The sequence below is a fragment of the Mycoavidus sp. HKI genome, from assembly GCF_020023735.2.
In the GTDB taxonomy this organism is placed as follows: domain Bacteria; phylum Pseudomonadota; class Gammaproteobacteria; order Burkholderiales; family Burkholderiaceae; genus Mycoavidus.
The window spans coordinates 912,832-930,995 of sequence record NZ_CP076444.2 but is presented as its reverse complement, the minus strand read 5'-3'; the positions used below and the strand labels follow the sequence as shown (position 1 = coordinate 930,995).

General features: G+C 46.6%; 12 protein-coding genes and 2 pseudogenes. 8 read left to right on the top strand and 6 right to left on the bottom strand.

Features of this window, described 5'->3' with window-relative positions:
- Positions 1–5: 5 nt before the first annotated feature.
- Together KMZ15_RS03885 and KMZ15_RS03880 are read right to left on the bottom strand one after the other, a co-directional pair.
- Positions 6–794 carry a hypothetical protein gene (locus KMZ15_RS03885; RefSeq protein WP_223694396.1) on the bottom strand — a complete coding sequence of 263 codons (789 nt, stop codon included), beginning with the start codon at positions 792–794 and terminating at the stop codon, positions 6–8.
- Positions 795–917: 123 nt separating this feature from the next.
- Positions 918–1,199 (bottom strand): annotated as a pseudogene (locus tag KMZ15_RS03880) (cell filamentation protein Fic); the annotation flags it as partial.
- A 290-nt stretch (positions 1,200–1,489) separates the two neighbouring features.
- On the opposite strand from KMZ15_RS03880, the gene KMZ15_RS03875 reads away from it, so the two are divergent.
- Positions 1,490–2,815: an IS4 family transposase gene (locus tag KMZ15_RS03875; RefSeq protein WP_223691058.1), complete on the top strand. Its 1,326-nt coding sequence runs from the start codon at positions 1,490–1,492 to the stop codon at positions 2,813–2,815.
- A 217-nt stretch (positions 2,816–3,032) separates the two neighbouring features.
- On the opposite strand, the gene KMZ15_RS03870 is transcribed toward KMZ15_RS03875, so the two are convergent.
- A complete protein-coding gene (locus KMZ15_RS03870; protein ID WP_223694394.1) occupies positions 3,033–3,650 on the bottom strand; it encodes a C40 family peptidase in 618 nt (205 codons plus the stop codon).
- Between the two features lie 345 nt (positions 3,651–3,995).
- Between KMZ15_RS03870 and fabI the strand changes: the two genes are divergently transcribed.
- From fabI to KMZ15_RS03855, 3 genes are all read left to right on the top strand, one after another.
- Entirely contained in the window at positions 3,996–4,787 is a 792-nt protein-coding gene (fabI, locus tag KMZ15_RS03865; RefSeq protein ID WP_223694393.1) for an enoyl-ACP reductase FabI, read from the top strand.
- Between the two features lie 387 nt (positions 4,788–5,174).
- Positions 5,175–5,585 (top strand): helix-turn-helix domain-containing protein, encoded by a 411-nt coding sequence (locus KMZ15_RS03860; protein ID WP_223694390.1) that lies wholly within the window; start codon positions 5,175–5,177, stop codon positions 5,583–5,585.
- Positions 5,582–6,775: a type II toxin-antitoxin system HipA family toxin gene (locus KMZ15_RS03855; RefSeq protein WP_223694388.1), complete on the top strand. Its 1,194-nt coding sequence runs from the start codon at positions 5,582–5,584 to the stop codon at positions 6,773–6,775. Before KMZ15_RS03860 ends, KMZ15_RS03855 begins: the two co-directional genes overlap by 4 nt.
- Positions 6,776–6,846: 71 nt before the next feature.
- Here the strand turns inward: KMZ15_RS03855 and glnA are convergent, their stop codons facing one another.
- Entirely contained in the window at positions 6,847–8,262 is a 1,416-nt protein-coding gene (gene glnA, locus KMZ15_RS03850; protein ID WP_223694385.1) for a type I glutamate--ammonia ligase, read from the bottom strand.
- 480 nt (positions 8,263–8,742) lie between these two features.
- Here glnA and KMZ15_RS03845 point away from each other — a divergent pair, with 480 nt between their 5' ends.
- From KMZ15_RS03845 to KMZ15_RS08970, 3 genes and pseudogenes are all read left to right on the top strand, one after another.
- Entirely contained in the window at positions 8,743–9,207 is a 465-nt protein-coding gene (locus KMZ15_RS03845; protein WP_223694383.1) for a rhodanese-like domain-containing protein, read from the top strand.
- Positions 9,208–9,595: 388 nt separating this feature from the next.
- Positions 9,596–10,472 (top strand): annotated as a pseudogene (locus tag KMZ15_RS03840) (IS982 family transposase).
- An 81-nt stretch (positions 10,473–10,553) separates the two neighbouring features.
- Complete coding sequence (locus KMZ15_RS08970; RefSeq protein WP_223694676.1) at positions 10,554–10,805, top strand: group II intron maturase-specific domain-containing protein; 252 nt, start codon at positions 10,554–10,556, stop codon at positions 10,803–10,805.
- 115 nt (positions 10,806–10,920) lie between these two features.
- Here the strand turns inward: KMZ15_RS08970 and KMZ15_RS03835 are convergent, their stop codons facing one another.
- The gene (locus KMZ15_RS03835) at positions 10,921–12,138 is read right to left on the bottom strand and encodes an IS256 family transposase (protein ID WP_223694381.1); all 1,218 of its coding nucleotides are present in this window, start codon (positions 12,136–12,138) and stop codon (positions 10,921–10,923) included.
- 151 nt (positions 12,139–12,289) lie between these two features.
- Entirely contained in the window at positions 12,290–17,407 is a 5,118-nt protein-coding gene (locus KMZ15_RS03830) for a HEAT repeat domain-containing protein (protein ID WP_223694378.1), read from the bottom strand.
- 342 nt (positions 17,408–17,749) lie between these two features.
- Here KMZ15_RS03830 and KMZ15_RS03825 point away from each other — a divergent pair, with 342 nt between their 5' ends.
- Positions 17,750–18,124, top strand: a complete 375-nt coding sequence (locus tag KMZ15_RS03825; RefSeq protein ID WP_223694375.1) for a recombinase family protein — start codon at positions 17,750–17,752, stop codon at positions 18,122–18,124.
- Positions 18,125–18,164 lie beyond the last annotated feature (40 nt).

Below are 18,164 nucleotides of genomic sequence, written 5' to 3'. Positions count from 1 at the left end.
TAAAATTAGGCAATCTGGTCTGGAGAGACCCGGCCGCTGCGATTCACTAATTCAAATGAATCAATCTCATCTATTTTATGTAACCTCTCTCTGGTCAAATCTAATTCATCCTGCAGTTTAATCTGTTTGATTGTGAGCTCCTCTATGGTTACAGACTGTTGAGAATTTATAGTGATAGCCTTCTCTAATTGAGCCTCTAGCTCCAGCCTTTTTTGCTCTGTTTGCGCCATTTCTTCAGTTATTTTTTTCTCCCTTTGCAGTTGCTCAAGGTTCTCATCAAGATGACTACTTTGTTTATCAATGCTATTCGACAAATTAGCCAGCATATCTGACAATCGGTGCAGGTTTTCTGTTACCTCTCCAGACGACCGACTTAATTCAGTGCTCACCACCGAACTGATCGTCCCGACTTCTTGTTTTGCCTCTACTAACTGCTCTTTTGCTTCTTGTATCTGTTGTATGCGTTCTTCTACAGAACCTTTTTTATTGATGCCAACTAAACTTTCTCCAACGTGCTTCACTAAACCCGTGACACGTTCGGTCACCTGGACCACCCGATCAGTCACATCTCCAATCAGATCTATAGTTTGCTCTATCGGCTTTGCAATGACCTGCTCCCCGAGGCCGACAAATATCTCCATCGGTTTACCCAATACGATCTCTGCCCCATCTAATGCAACGTGCCCAGTTGTTTCAACCACTCGGCCTACGCCACGCGCAACATGCTCTAGAGGCCGACCTACATCTTCCACGACATGCACAATACCTCGCGCAACACTTTCTACGGCGCCCATGATTATCTCCTTACACAACAGAAAAGAAATCGAGAAGCAGATCTTCGATTCAAAATCACGAATCCAAAATCTTCAAATTATTTTAATTATTTAAACTTCTCTGCCATAACAGATCGCTTATATTTAATATAGTCTAATTATTTTTCTTTGCAACACACTTATTTTTAATGAGCGCAGTACTAGTCGTACCATGTCTCTGCTCACACCTGGACAGGTTTCTTCGATCTCCTCCGATATGGAAAATGGCAACATGCGTTTGAGCACTTCTGATCGTACCCGATCCCCCTTGTTGCCTCGACCATACTCGATGGTACCAACACGTTCTTCGAACTCTCGATAGGCGCGCAACAACGCTCCCCAGAAGTAATCAAGCCATGGTTTGATGTCATGCCGTCCCTGGTGCCAACTAATGGGGTAATTATGTATAACAATACCCCATTAAACGATCGTTATCCCCCTATTTAGGCAGGCATAAAATTGAGAGAATGGGTGTAAAGCAGCGTAGTTTATGGATTTTCTATTTTCGCTTTCTTAGTTTTGTACAAACCGTGAATTCTGGCCTTTCACCGTAATCAAATCATGATGATCCAACATACAGCTAGTGATTTCGGCACTGCCTTAAGCTCATGTCCTTACACACAACTATAAACAGCCAAGTACAATAAACCTTTAAAAGAAAGAGATGACAGGCAGAGATGAGCTGGGCAGCGAAAGAATTTAAGACAGTAGATTTAGGTGACAAGCGGTTAAACAAGAGGCTGATGTTGCTTGCAGAGCGTCTTGGGGAAAAGCCGACGGCGAGTCTGCCTGGGGCATGTAAAGGGTGGGCGGAAACCCAGGGGGCGTATCGATTTTTATCTCAAGAGGATATAGGTTGGGAGTCTATTTTAGAGCCGCACTGGTCCTGTTCGCGTGCGCGCTTACAAGAGCAGCGTACCGTTTTGTGCATCCAAGACACCACGGAACTGAACTTCAACGGACAATCGATAGAAGGCTTGGGTCCCCTGTGTTACGAAGCGCAACGAGGTATGTACCTGCACCCGACGTATGCGGTATCGTTGGAGCGTGAACCGTTAGGCGTATTAGATGCGTGGATGTGGGCACGTGCATCCAAAGAAGACGTAGAGAATCGGTCTGGGATCAAGGAAAGTATACGCTGGATCGAAGGGTATAGCCGACTGGCAGAACTCTCAGCCGAGTTACCCGAGACACGTTTGGTGTATATGGCAGACCGTGAATCCGACATGCTAGAACTGATATGCAAAGCCTCCGAACTGGGGAATCCGGTGGATTGGTTAATTCGCTCGTGTCACAACCGGGTGCTACCAGATGGTGCTCGCCTGTGGGAGGCAGTCGGTGCGCAGGCAGCGGTAGGCGAATTGCATTTTATGATGCCCTCACGGCATGGCCAAAAGGCTCGAGCGGTACGTCAGCAAGTCAGAATGAAACGCGTTGTCCTTGATGATAGAAAGGGCTCCCCGTTAGAAGTGACCTGCGTAATAGCCCAAGAAGTGGAGGTACCGTCTGGCTGTAAGCCTGTGGAGTGGCGCTTGCTCACTAATCGCGTGGTACTTGATTTCGACGCAGCAGTGGAGTTGATTGACTGGTATCGGGCTCGCTGGGAGATTGAGATGTTCTTCCACGTTCTCAAAAACGGCTGTCGCGTCGAGGCGCTGCAACTAGGGGCTATCGAAAAGTTAGAGAGGGCGCTGGCGGTCTATATGGTGGTGGCTTGGCGAATCGCTCGCTTGATGAGACTAGGCCGTACTTGCCCTGATCTGGAAGCAGAACTGCTGTTTGAGCCAGAGGAATGGCAAGCCGCGTATCTTCTCATGAAAAAACCTGTGCCAAAAAAGACGCCTCGACTCAATGAAGTAGTGCGGCTTATTGCGATGTTGGGTGGATTCTTAGGCCGAAAAGGGGATGGCGAGCCCGGCGTAAAAACCATCTGGCAAGGATTACAGCAGGTTACTGCCTTTGCTCAGGGTCTACGCTGGGCGCGCCAAAACCAGATATTTTGAGTTGTGTATAAGGATATGCCTTAAGCTGCATTGGTTCCAACTTAATCGTACAGTAAGGCCTTGCCAAGAGGTCCGGTTACCCGGTTTGATAGAGGTGCGAATCTTTATTAAACCAGCGCATAAGCGCCCAGGAGTAACCCCATGCATAGTGTTCTTAAAATATCATCAAGCACAAGATAGGCCTGCTCAGTAACATCAGTTACTAAACTAACACGCACTACCCAGCCAACAGTGCTTCAATCCGGCGCGCACCCGTGTAACGTTTTTCCCAATAACGGTTATTCAATGCATCAACCCGAATGTTATTGCCGGTAGAAGGCGAGTGAACGAATTTGTTATCGCCAATATAAATGCCTACATGCGAGAAAGTGCGGCGCATCGTATTAAAAAATACGAGATCGCCGGGCTTTAGGTCAGTCACTTTAATAATTTTCTCGCCGACCCGACTCATGTCCACCGCGCGGCGCGGCAACGTGAAGCCAAGCGTGTTTTGATACACATAACGAACAAAACCGCTGCAATCCAGTCCCGAATCCGGGGTGTTGCCCCCCCAGCGATACCGTACGCCAATCATGTTCAAAGCGCTGGCAACGACGTTGCTTGCCTTAGTCGCCATGTCCGCTAAAAAAGTGTGTGGCTCTTGAATAGGAGCGCCCGATAATTTTCGGGGGTGACTCTCTGCTCTACCTTCCGTCAGGACATGAGAGTCAAAATTGAAGTTGTTGAGGTATGAATTTTTTTCAGCAAAAACTGTGCTTGAATTTAATATGAGCAAGCCTGTAAAGAAACCTAGCAGGGTACGCGCACGAAATAAATTTAGAATTTTTTGATGCATAGGTAATAAAAAAATACACAGCAAAATGCCGATTTCAAGGAAGTTCGGCTAGCATTATAAATGTTTATTAACTCAACCGAAAAATAAAAACACCAGCGGAAACAACCTATTACACTCCATGCTAGTCAATCATAGCCCAAATGACAAGTCACAAAGAGGCTTTCGGAAGAACACGAAGCGGCACGATAAGCTGTCCTAACACCAGCAAAAAAGTGCTCTTTCATAGTCCGGTTTTTATGAAATAGGCAATTTTAGTTGCAATGTGCGAGAATTGTACCCAAAATCCCGTTCGTTCCAAGCATCACACGAGTGAACGCTACACTTTCTTAATATTACGGAGTATTTATGGGCTTTCTCGCTGGTAAACGCATTTTGCTCACCGGACTTTTGTCAAACCGCTCGATTGCCTACGGCATTGCGCAAGCGTGTCATCGTGAAGGGGCTGAACTCGCCTTCACTTATGTGGGTGAACGGTTCAAAGAACGGGTCACAGGCTTTGCCAAGGAATTTGGTAGTGAGTTAGTTTTCCCCTGCGATGTGGCTGACGATACGCAAATTGAAGAGACCTTCACCGCGCTGAAAGCACACTGGGACCACCTTGATGGATTAGTCCACGCAATCGGCTTTGCACCGCGCGAAGCCATCGCGGGTGATTTTCTGGATGGCCTCACGCGTGAAAACTTCAAGATCGCACACGATATTTCGGCCTATAGTTTTCCAGCACTCGCTAAAGCTGCTCTGCCTCTTTTATCAGCCGACGCATCGTTGTTAACACTGACTTATTTTGGCGCTGAAAAAGTTGTCCCCAACTATAACACCATGGGCCTAGCCAAAGCCTCGCTTGAAGCCAGCGTACGTTATTTGGCCTCCTCGCTCGGCCCTAAAGGTATTCGGGTTAACGCTATTTCGGCTGGCCCGATTAAGACCTTGGCCGCCAGCGGCATCAAAGGTTTTGGCAAGATTTTAGATTTTGTAGAAACTCATGCGCCTTTACGCCGCAATGTCGGCATTGAACAAGTCGGTAATGCCGCCGCCTTTTTATTATCCGATTTAGCAGCTGGCGTGAGTGCAGAAATCATGCACGTAGACAGTGGCTTTAATGCGGTTGCTGCAGGTATGGCTGCAACTGAAGAGTAAAAACGCAAAGGGCCGACGCAACCTTGTGCTCCGCAAAACGGTTATTTTGTCGGCCCTAGCAAAAGCTCTAACGCAATTTTCTAGCGTTATTTAAATATCCATCTTTACCTCATGTGTAAAGATGGATATATCAATGTCTGTGAGTCACACACATAAATTGAGAGCGTCATAAGCCACCCCGCTCTCTGCGCAATCCATCAAGAGAGCCCCCAGGCACCGTTTTAATAAAGTAAAGCTCCATACCAAGTACAGCGAGTACAGCCAGCAACTTACGCGAGCCAAATTCAGGGACATGCCCGCGTTCAAAACGTGAAAGAGATTCTTGGGTAATACCGGACTGCACAGCTACCACACCTTGCTTGAGGCCAAGAGCCCAGTGGCATCGACGTGCAGTATTTTAGGCAGGGCACGAGTTTTTTAGACAATATAAATAAAAACAATAAAGTACATTATAATATCTACTATACTGAATTTTTAAATATAAAAGATACTATGATATCTATATTTTTTATGACTCCCCAGCGCATGGCAGAGCATATTGCAAAGCAAATGCGGGCTAAAAGGCTAGCGTTGAACTTCAGTCAAAAGAGCTTGGCAGAACGTTCCGGCGTGAGTTTTGGAGTGCTGAAAAAATTTGAGCGCACAGGAAAAATATCCCTTGAATCACTCCTTAAACTTGCGGTTATTTTGGATGCGTTTGAAGAATTCAAAGAGCTCTTTAAAAAAGCAGATCCGGAGAGTTTTGTCTCGATTGATGCGCTCATGAAAGATAAAACACGTCAAAGAGGGCGACAATGAGCTTTAAAAATCAATCTGTTGTGCAAGTTTCTTTTATGCGCGGGAAAGAAACGCTCGCAATGGGGCAGCTCGCGCTAAAAGACCGAATCATATTTTTTGAATATCATCCTGATTTTATAAAAACAGGATTAGAACTCTCCCCTTTTAAGCTCCCTCTTAAAGCCGGCATGATAGCGTGCCGGGATCAGGTTTTTGATGGCTTATTTGGTATTTTTAATGATAGCTTGCCAGATGGATGGGGGCGCTTGCTGCTTGATCGAAAGCTGATGAAACTTAGCATCCATCCAGAACAACTCTCACCTTTAGATCGACTCGCTTATGTAGGCAAATCAGGCATGGGCGCTCTGGTTTACCAGCCGGGAATAGAAGACCCAGCTCTCACTCATCAAAAAAATTTAGATGAAATTGCGAGCGAAGTATGTCAATTTCAAGTCAACGATAACGATCAGTTTGTCGAGGAGCTGCTTGCAATGAATGGTTCTTCTGCGGGTGCGCGCCCTAAAATCCTGACACAGATAGATGGAGAAGAATGGATCATTAAGTTTCGCTCTTTATTTGATTCCAACGATATTGGACCCATCGAATATGCTTATCACCTCATGGCCAAAGAGGCTGGTCTGAACGTTCCACCCGCAAAACTTTTTGCATCTCGAAAAGGACCTGGATATTTTGGTGTACGGCGCTTTGATTGTATCAATGGACAACGCCTACATATGCACACCGTGAGCGGTCTATTTCATAGCGATCACCGTATTCCCAACCTAGATTACGAGAACATTATGCAAGCCACGCTTTGGTTAACTAAAAAAATACATGAATGCGAAAAACAGTTTCGAGCGGCTGTCTTTAATGTATTCGCTTGCAACCGCGATGATCATGCGAAGAATTTTTCTTTTTTAATGGATAAAAATGGGGTGTGGTCTGTGTCACCTGCTTATGACCTGACTTTTTCGTCCGGCCCCGCTGGAGAACATTGCACAATGATCATGGGGGAAGGCAAAAAGCCAACCCTGCCCCATCTGTTAAGACTTGCAGAAATGAGCGGCATCAAAAAAGCAAATGCTTTACAAATAATTGATCAAGTGAAAGCCGCTGTTGCAAAGTGGAAAGAATATGCAAAAGAAGCTGGCGTCAGCGCAACTTCTCTTAAAATGATCCAGAAAAGACTATTAGATATAACTAGCGTATAGCTGTGCCAAGCACAGCTATACGCTATTGAGACACTTTACGACTCAATGCTTACTCGCTTTCTTAGACTAGTCTAGAGTGAGTAATACATATCGAACTCAATCGGATGCGTAGTCATTCTGAAACGAGTCAGCTCCGCCATTTTTAATTCGATATAGGCATCCAGCATGCTATCGGTAAAGACGCCGCCGCGAGTTAAGAACTCACGATCTTGATCAAGGTGATACAGCGCTTCATCCAAACTTGCACAAACGGTTGGGATTTTTTTGTCTTCTTCAGGCGGCAAATCATAGAGATTTTTGTCTGCGGCTTCACCTGGATGAAGCTTGTTTTGCACGCCGTCCAAACCTGCCATTAGCAGCGCCGAGAAAGCCAAATACGGATTTGCCATTGGATCTGGGAAGCGCGTCTCAATACGACGGCCCTTCGGACTTGAAACATGCGGAATACGAATCGAAGCAGACCGGTTACGTGCGGAGTACGCCAATTTTACCGGCGCCTCAAAACCAGGGACTAAACGCTTGTACGAGTTGGTTGTAGGATTGGTAATCGCATTCAACGCACGCGCATGTTTGATAATCCCGCCAATGTAATACAGCGCAAACTCTGATAGCCCGGCATAACCATGGCCGGCAAAGAGGTTTTGGCCGTCTTTCCAGATCGATTGGTGAACATGCATGCCTGAACCATTATCGCCGACAATCGGTTTAGGCATAAAGGTGGCCGTTTTGCCATACGTATGGGCAACGTTGTGCACCACATATTTTAGGATCTGAGTCCAATCCGCCCGTTGCACCAAAGTAGAAAACTTGGTGCCGATTTCATTCTGGCCTTCACCCGCTACTTCGTGGTGATGCACTTCAACTGGCACCCCAAGCTGTTCAAGTAATAGACACATTTCAGAACGCATATCTTGAAACGTATCGACCGGCGCCACTGGAAAATATCCGCCTTTCACATTTGGGCGGTGGCCAGTGTTGCCATGCTCATATTCCTTACCTGAAGACCACGGCGCTTCTTCCGAATTGACTTTAACAAAGGAGCCCGACATATCAACGCCCCATTGCACCGAATCAAAAATAAAGAACTCGGGTTCTGGTCCAAAATACGCCGTGTCGCCTAAGCCGGTACTCTTAAGATAGGCCTGCGCACGTTTGGCTAGCGAGCGTGGGTCACGCTCATAGCCTTTACCGTCAGAAGGCTCAACCACATCGCAAACCAACACTAAAGTGGGCTCTTCATAAAAAGGATCAATATAGGCAGTGTTTGGATCTGGCATCAACAACATATCAGATGCTTCGATACCCTTCCAACCAGCAATTGAAGAGCCGTCAAACGCTTGACCACTTTCAAATCTATCCGCCTCAAACGCCGATGTCGGTACTGATAGATGCTGTTCCTTGCCACGCGTATCGGTAAAACGAAAATCGATAAACTTAACGTTTTCTTCGCTGACAAGTTGCATCACATCGGCTACGGTTTTACTCATACATTACTCCTGCTAAATGGCCCAAATTTAGAATTGATATCTTCCGCCCCCTTACGCTACACATACTGTTATTTAACGTAAGAGAGTCCGGAAACCCCTACAACCAGCCAAACCAGTGTGGCCTAACTCACTTCAAAGAAGTTTTGTTGCTAATAAAATCCTGTAGCCATATCCAACGCCAGCAAGCTCGCCTTGGCGCTGAAATTTTCTTTTGGCTCTATGAATGCAGGATGGACAGATTCGCCCTATGTTATAGAGTGCCGCGATAAGATGCCCGCTATTTCGCGTTAAGCTAACGCCGAAATTTGAATGAGCCTTGATCCAAGAGGACTCCATTTAGACCCAAATATGCTTGAAATCGATGAAGAGTATGATTATAAACTGTGGTGTAGAAAAAGCAATAATATCCGATTCGGGAAATACCGCCTTCTTTGAGATTTGCCTTAGAATAGTGATTTAATCTTTGCTTACTAAATTTAAATGAGTAGTCTTGAACAGCTTTACACAATGGCCCAACAGCGCTGCCTAGATCGCGAATTGCCTTACGCCGGCGCACTCACACCTAACGAGGCATTTGAGGTGCTGCAAAGCGATCGTTCCGCTCGTCTTGTTGATGTACGCACACGCGCGGAGCTTGACTGGGTGGGCCGGCCAGCCATCAACTCTAGCCAATATCTTCATCTTGAATGGATGAGCTATCCAAGCGGTGCACCCAATCTGGCGTTTATCAATCAATTACGAGAAATGGTGACGCTGGAAACGCCACTCCTGTTGCTCTGCCGTAGTGCGGGTCGTTCAAAACTTGCGGCAGCGGCTGCTGCTCGGGCCGGGTTTACGCGTGCATTTGATGTTCTTGAAGGTTTTGAAGGGGATAAAGACCGCGGCGGACACCGTAACACCATCAATGGTTGGCGTTGGCAAGGTTTGCCATGGTTAGGAGTATGATCATGAGTTCCGACTTGATCAGACAGTAAGGTCTTGCCTCAACAGGCGAGACGCTAAAAATCAGATTGCCAATGCGTGTAAAACCTAAGTTATCTTGATATAACTCCTCATCGACATCTGCCCGCGTTGAACACATTCTATATGTGTGTCAGTCCAGCGCGGGCTTACTTTTCCTGCTCTTGCCTCAACCTTCTTCCCCTGCGATTTTTCTTTGTCTTCTTGTATTACTTTGGCTGATAGCGGAGTTGATTACTGTTAACCTGAGTTCGGGATAAGGAAGTGCAGAGATAAGAGCAAAAGATATGAGGGAAAATGAGGCGGGCGCTAAGTATTTCGAAGAGAATATAAGTCTTGCAAACCGAACCCTCTAAGAAAGGCCAAAGCACCCATGGATCATATTACCGAACTTTATTGTCTGATGGACGATTTTTGCAAAGAATTTGAGCCAGAACTCAACAAAAAGTTGTTATCTAGCGGAAAACGCAAACGCTTGCGTGCTACAAGCCTATCCTTAGCAGAATTGATGACACTAGTCGTGCTTTTTCATCAGATTCGCTATCGGCAATTCAAGTCATTTTATTTGAATCATGTATGCCAGCATCTGCGCTCAGAGTTCCCGAGGTTACCCTCGTACAATCGTTGCATTGAACTATTACCGCGCTGCAATCTTGCACTAGCTGCTCTGTTTGAAACCCTCAAAGGCCAATGCACAGGGATCTCTATTGTGGATTCCACACCTTATTGCAGTCTGTGACAATCTACGTATTAGCCGTCACCGTGTATTTGATGGCTTAGCCGCTCGAGGTAAAAGTTCCACAGGGTGGTTCTTTGGCTTCAAGCTGCATGCAGTGATTAATCACCAAGGTGAACTGCTTGGGCTGAGGTTCACGCCGGGTAATATCGATGACCGTAAGCCCGTGCCTGATCTCGTGCACTCGTTGTTTGGCAAGCTTTATGCCGACAAAGGCTATATCTCAAGGAAACTGGCCCAATCCTTGAAGGATCTTGGCGTTGAGCTTGTTACCAAGGTCCGACGTAATATGAAGCCTATTGTTCACACCCCTTTTGATCAGGCTTTATTGCGCCTACGATCGCTTGTCGAAACCGTCTTCGATGAATTGAAAAACCTATGCCAGGTCGAGCATACTCGCCATCGCTCTCCTATTAACTTTGCTGTTAATCTACTCAGCGGAATCATCGCTTATTGCCTTATGCCCAACAAGCCTAAGCTCCCTTTGCAGTCTTGCCAGAATGCGCTGGCTTAACCCGAGCTGACGTTACTGTTAGTAGGGTCGAAGACTGGCAAATTTTGGGCGCTGTTTGACGCCTGATGCGTCAAGTGAGGCATTTATCGATTCGGGAAGCTCAATCGGGTATTACGTGGCCACTATACCTACTATGGCATTGCCGGGAACTTCCGGGCATTGCAGAATGTAGATAGAGCGGTGGAGCGTTACTGGCGCAAGATGTTGAGCAGCCGGAGTCGCTCAGGCGGCGTTACCTGGGAGGCATTTCAGAAGATCAAGAAGCGATTTCCATTAATGCGATCAAAGCTGCATCTTCCCTATCAGGCGTTGCAAGCTATCGCGGTGCTGTGAATCAACTGCTGAAGAGCGTAGTGCGGGAAATCCGCACGCTACGATCTGTGGGAACCGGGGGCGAGCCTGTCAGATTTTTTGTGTGTCCGAAGTCACGGTTAAATTTTACAGCTTCTTATAATGAGGCTGTAAAACGATCGCCAAATAAAATGGCAAATTGAACTTTTGCAGTCCGCCATGTGATCGGTGGCATTTTCCAATCTTTAGTGATATTTCGCAAAGCCAAATAAATAAGCTTAATAGCAGCTTGGTCATTCGGGAAATGACCTCGATTTTTAATGACCTTACGCACCTGCATATGTAGGCTTTCGATGGCATTGGTCGTATAAATAATTTTACGGACCTCTTGCGGGTAAGCAAAGAAGGGAATCACTTCTTGCCAATGGCGCTGCCAAATTGAGGCAATCGGCGGATATTTCAGCCCCCACGGACCCTCAGCAAAGGCCTCAAGCGCCAGAGCGGCCTCGGTTGTGGCGCGATAAATTGTTTTTAATTCTGCCGCGACGGCTTTACGGTTTTTCCAGCTCACAAAATCCAGACTATTACGAATTAAATGCACAATACAGGTCTGGATTTGCGCTTGTGGAAAGACCGCTGTAATGGCTTCTGGGAAACCTTTTAGTCCATCCACTACGGCGATTAATACGTCAGCCAGCCCTCGATTTTTAAGCTCCGTCATCACCCTCAACCAGAATTTTGCCCCTTCAGTTTGTTCAATCCAAATGCCTAGAATTTCCTTGGTACCGTCTGGCCGCACACCTAAGGCAAGATAGACCGCTTTGTTTTTAACGCTGCCCTCATCACGGATTTTGACCCGTAACGCATCAAAAAACACCAGCGGATACATCGGCTCTAGCGGCCGGCTCTGCCATTCCTTGACCTCATCCATTACTTCGGAGGTGATCTTTGAGATCAGATCGGGCGATACCTCCAAGCCATACAGCTCTGTTAAATGGGCTTGAATTTCCCGCACCGGTAAACCTCGCGCGTAAAGCGAGACCACTTTATCGTCAAAGCCCGGCAGCCTCCTCTGATGCTTAGCTATCAATTGTGGAGTGAAACTCCCCTCTCGATCTCGCGGTATGTCTAGCTCCAGCTTGTCTTCTGATGCTAAGACTGATTTCTTGCTACTGCCATTTTTATGATTATTCTTTATCTCTCCTGTGCTGCGCTCTTGCTCAAGATGATGTTCTAACTCAGCCTGCAATATTCTTTCTGCCAGTGACTTTTTAAGCTGACCAAACAACCCACCTTCTGTAAATATCGATTGAGGATTGGACAGATCTACTCCCTCTAGAAATTTATCTAATATCCCTTTGTCTATCTTCGTCATATGCTTCCCTTTTTATTAACTTCATATCATATGACTTCTTTCACACAAAATTCCTGACACTACCCCGGGGGCGGGTGACTGCCTCCGGTCACCCGGTCTTGGGGGTGAGATTCCCTCGGACTACTCACCAATTAGGCCTTAAATGTGTATTTCACTCCTCCATAAGCAATCGCTCTTCCTCCGGTAATATCGGAATTTGCACTTCCGCACGGACCGCTCTTAAAGCTTTAACCATAACTTCAATTTGTTCGCTCATGAGTTCAATGGATTTCCCCGGCTCAGTCGCCGTATATAAGCGCAGTTGATTGCCCTGATGTATAGTCAATGAAATAGTTTCTCTACAGCTCAATGGGAACAAAAATTGAGTATAAAGTGATTTTATCTGCTCAGATGCCAAGCTAGGAAATGTGATGAAAAGCTGATTTAAATGCGCATTTAACGCACGGTTTACAGTTGCTCTGACATACCGATCTTGATCCTTTAAAGCACCGATTAAGGCCTCAACGGCCGCGCCGGGCAGCGCTTTCTGCCTCCCTAATACACGGGCTGCCGCAATCTTGGCATCCCACGCTTGGTTCTTTAAAGCGCCGCTCAAGACTTCAACGGCAGTGTCAGATAGGGTTTCATGCTTCTCTAACGCACTGGCTGCTGCAGTCCTGACAGACCATGCTTGATCCTTTAAAGCGCCAATTAAAGCCTCAACTGCCCTGTCGGATAACATTGCCTTGCTTTCTAAAACACGGACTGCGGCAGTCCTGACAGACCATGCTTGATCCTTTAAAGTACAACTCAAGGCCTCAATGGCCGCATCGGACAGTGTTTCCTGCTTCTCTAACACGCTAATTGCCAAAGATCTGACATCCTCATTTTCATGCTGTAAAGCGCCTATCAAGGCCCGTACGGCAGCTTCGGACAACGTGCTCCGGCCTCCTAACGCACTGGCTGCCGCAGACCTGACAATCCGATCATTATCCTGACAAGCACCTATCAAGGCCTGCACAGCGGCTTCGGACAACGGACTCTGGCCTCCTAACACACTAGCTGCCGTAGACCTGACATCCTTATTTTTATGTTGTAAAGCGCCTATCAAGGCCTGCACAGTGGCTTCGGACAACGGATTCTGGCCTCCTAACACCCTAGTTGCCGTAGACCTGACATCCTTATTTTTATGTTGTAAAGCGCCTATCAAGGCCTGCACAGCGGCTTCGGACAACGAACTCTGGCGTCCTAACGCCCTGGCTGCCGCAGACCTGACAATCCGATTATTATCCTGACAAGCACCTATCAAGGCCTGCACAGCGGCTTCGGACAACGGACTCTGGCCTCCTAACGCCCTGGCTGCCGCAGACCTGACAATCCGATTATTATCCTGACAAGCACCTATCAAGGCCTGCACAGCGGCTTCGGACAACGGACTCTGGCCTCCTAACGCACGGACTGCCTTAACCTTAGCATACCAATCCTTACGCTTTAAATTGCCGCTCAAGGTCCCAAGGTCCGCGTCGGACAGCGCTTCCTGCTTTCCTAACGCATAGACTGCCACAGACCTGGCATCTTCAGTTAGCCAATTCTCGTCCTTCAAGGCTTCAGCCTTAACAGTTGTTTGGGGCATTCCTCCCTGCACCTCTAGCGCATTGGTTACCGTCATTCTGACACTGCTCAAGGCGTCAACAGCCAATTGGGACAGCGTTTTCTGCTTTTCTAACGCGCTGGCTGCTGTAGCCCTGACATCTCTATCTTGATCTTTTAAAGCACTGATTAAGGCTTCAACGACCTCGCCGGACAGCGTTGCCTGGTGGCCTAACACATTGGCTGCCGCAGTCCTGACATACCAAATTTTATGCTTCAAAGCATCGATCAAAGCTTCAACAGCCGCGTCGGACAGCATTTTCTGCTTCTCTAATGCACTAGCTGCCGAAGACCTAACATCTCTTTCTCGATCCTTTAGGGCATCGATCAAGGTTTTAACAGCCACGTCGGACAAAATTACGCGTTCTCCTAAGGTATTGAAGATCTTATCTTTAGGAACTACCGATTCATCCAGACATTTGAACAGTAGACGTTCTGGAAAGGCCGTCTGGCAACCTAATGTACTAGGGCCATCCTTTAACTTCAGTTCGAAGTGCAACCACTGCATTAACTCTTTTTCTAATTTAGAGACGATCTCTTTATTCCATTGAGTGAGCCGCGCCCGTGCCTCATTCAGGCAACCCACCATCACCTGCTGATGACGCATGCCGATCAAATCACGCGGGGCTGTTCTCAATAGGGTAAAAAAGCACTCTAGCTCAGCGCCTTCGAGCAGCCCTGCTACCATCCACCACACGATTTCATAACGCGGATTATATTTATGTAATGCGATAAATGCTTCAAATCCCTCTTGGTTTGGCACTGCCCCTAAGCCGGTAGCATTCACTTTTTCTAAAATAGGCGTCCCTTCTAATTTTGCCTCCGCTTGTAGACGCTGCACCAAAAATTTAGCCGCAAAAAATTCCTGAAACGTTAAATGCAAAAAGTGATAGTGGCGCTCGGATTCAGGGCGCGATGCATCAGCTGTATGTAAATAGGAGGTTTTTTTCAGATTCGTGGTGAAATTGAGGGGTAATTTTTTTCTTGTAAAAGATATCTTATTCAATTCGTTTTTACGCTGACTTAATTCCTGTCGGCTAAATTCTATTTTCTCTGCCTCTAGGCCTTTAAATGCTAAGTAGCTTAGATAATTGATCTCAGCCGCCATCACTTCTTCTAGCTCAAACTCTGACAAATCTTCGATCTCATGAGGTTCTAATAACTGACCCTCTTCTTTTTTCTCTAAGCGTATACTGTCTTTACGCCATAATTTATCTATTATGGCCTGATATAACATCGCCATCGTCACTTCTTGCCCTTTGGGTAGCTTATCCCAGCTATAACAGAGCGCATCTAATTGAATTGGGATATTCACCAAACCCTGAATCAACGGCATTTCTTTTATAAACCGCTTAATAGCTGTTTGCTGAAATTCAGGCGCAAACTTTTGAATATAAGCCTGCACATTGGCTTGACTAAACCCGACCGTTTCTAATTCTAAATCAAGTTTATTAAGTTCGTTTACATTGACTCCGGTAGGTCGGGAAGTAATGACAACATGTTCCTTCGCAAGTAATACTCTGAGAAAGGTTCCTAACTGATTTTCTCCACGCAGTTCACTAGCTACCTCATCTAAACCATCTAGAATAAAAAGCGTTTTGCCTTGATGCGCGTGCAAAACTTTCGATAGCGCCTGCGCTTGGCTACTTTCATAACCCACAAAATACTGATTACAGAGCAAGTCTTCTAAGCATTTTGGGGCGCGCGTCTTGAGTTGTCGTAATGGTACCCACAACACGCTTTCAAACCGATCCTGCCAAAGCCCATTCTCATGATATTCGTATACCAGCTTTTTACATAACGTGGTCTTGCCTATCCCCGCTCGTCCCTGAATTAGAATCCGTTTGGGTACGCCTTCTGAGCCGTTTCGTAATTTCTGTGTCTCAAAAAGCTTCTCTAATTCAATCAATTTATTTGGATTGGTTGCCTCAAGCCGTTCACTGCTCGGTAGGCGCTCAAAAGTTGCGGCTTGCTTTTCCAGCTCTTTTTTATCTTTTTCCCGTTGCGCCTGGCTTTCAACGATCGCCAGATTGATATAGCAGTCATCTAGCGATGCTTTATCGCCTGATACCCGCTGAATCGAGAGATTGGATAATTGATAATGCTGGTACAGCGCTTTGCGCAGATCTATTAAGGAGAGGTTGGATGTCAGCAGTTTTTTTTGTATCTCCGTGTGCAGCATGCGCATTTGGGGGAGATCCCGGGCAAGTTGGCTATGCAGCGCTGTCCGTATGTCATCGAAGATAGCGTCTACTAACCTCGTAAACTCAAGCCCGCCCGGCGTTAAAGGCTCAGAAACAAATTCGGTGTACGCCTTCCAAAACGTGCTCAGAAACGTTTTGGCCTCATCGCTGCTCGCTAAAAGCCGATCGATGAGCTTAAAAAGGACGATGTGCTGACTTTTTTGATGCGCATGCACGTCCTGTTCTGCTTTGCTATTCCTGTCAAATCGGAGCATATCCTCCATGCGCACGGTGGTCGATGTAATAAAACGCCCCAAGCATTGCGCATAGCTATCTGGAGTTAAGGAAACCGGAATAATGCCGTGCTTATCCTCCCCCCGCTCCTCTGCTCGAATTTCCAAAAAAGCCATTTCTGTCAACACATGATGGAACCCGGCCTTATAGGCAGGCGCTTGCGAAAATTTTCTGACCACCTGACGTATGGCCACAGCACTCGCTTGTTCATCGTCTTCGAGATAGGCTTTTCGATCTTCGAGATAGGCCGTTTGAAGTTTTTGATGAAATTCTTTATAGTCCGACCATTTTAGGTAGCTTCCTAATACTGCAGAGCAACACACGACGACCTTGTCGACCGGTTTCACTCCTTTTTTTAACTGAGTAGGCAACAAACAGAGCTGATTGCTTAAGATATTTTCTAATCGAGCGTCCTCTTGTAACTCTTCTCTAGAGCTTGAATACGGTTGCGCCATCGGCGCTTGATCGGAATACAGGATGACTTGGATTTTAGATAACTGTTTGATTAAATCTTTAGACGTAGAAGCCTTAGCCTCTCCGTGATCGGGATTGTCGTGGGCATACACCAGAAAAAGGCTGGGTTTATTGGACACCTCTAACGATCCCAGTGTTGACAGCGCTTTTTCAAACAGATAGTCTACCTGCGCGCTTTTTCCCTCTGCAGACGAGGCAACTGGATGCTGTAAAGATATTGAGGCAGAGTTGAGACCGCTAGATAAAACTGTATCCGGCACCCTTTGCGCAGATCGAAGTTCGAGTATAGCCGCATAGTTTTTTTTATTTAAGTGTTCGCTACTTGACCCACGCTCGACCTCCCGCTTTCTCGAAGAAGCGCCACTGGCCTTATCCCGCTCAAAAAGAGTCCGTTTCTTTTGGTCTAATATGGCAGCTTCTGATGTCCGTCCTAGCGCCTTTAATAACCCACTGTATTCCGAATAAATTGACTCAAACACTTTGCTCGTTTGAAAATCGATAGAAGTTGTTTTCATCACTTCTTCAACTAATTCTTGGGCTACTTTATAGTGTTTTTCTGCCTCAACGGCTTGATCCTCTCTTTTATACCAATCTGCTGCTTCTTTATAGCGCTGAACTTGCTCAAACATCTGTTGAGGTGTTTGGGCAGCAAGCTGCCCCCGTGCAACAGGATCGGATCTCGAAAACATGCTACTGACAGGTAACATCATGTTCCTTATACGGGTATTTTCTAACCCCTGTTCGGCTCAGTGAACGAGCAGTGTAGAAAAGTCCAATTTCTTAAGATTTTTAACAATAGGTCGAGCCTAAAAATAGGGAGTACGCCGCCTATTTTGCGCATTCCTCTCAAAGACCCTATCGTCCACATAGACAATTGGATTGAATTGTAGGGGAAAAGGTCTAATTTTGGCAAAGCATGGCTGATATTTTTGTGAGCCATGCCCTCTCTTTTCACTTCAGAATATTTCACGATCTGAAAAATAAAGATATGGGCACGTCTGATAATTTGGATTTACGTGAACTGAGCCAAGGTGGAGCGTACTGGGCTGACTGCGCTTATGAATGCGCTACGCGCCGGTGATACGGTTGTTATCTGGCGCTTGGACCGGCTTGGCCGATCGCCGAAGAATTTGATTCAACTGGTGGAAGATCTCGAAACCGCAAAGGCTCGATTACGCAGCTTGCAGGAGAATATTGATACCACATCGAGCGGTGGAAAACTGATATTTCATCTATTCTGCGCGCTTGCTGAGTTCGAGAGCAATCTCGTCCGAGAACGCACACAAGCGGGTATGGGAGCAGCGCGCGCACGTGGCCGTATGGGTGATAGGCCGAAACGCCTTGATCCTGTAAAACGAGCGCTGGCGCTCAAGCTGTATCACGATACGCCATCACACTATCGATGAAATTTGCCAAATGACGGGTATTTCCAAATCAACGTTGTAC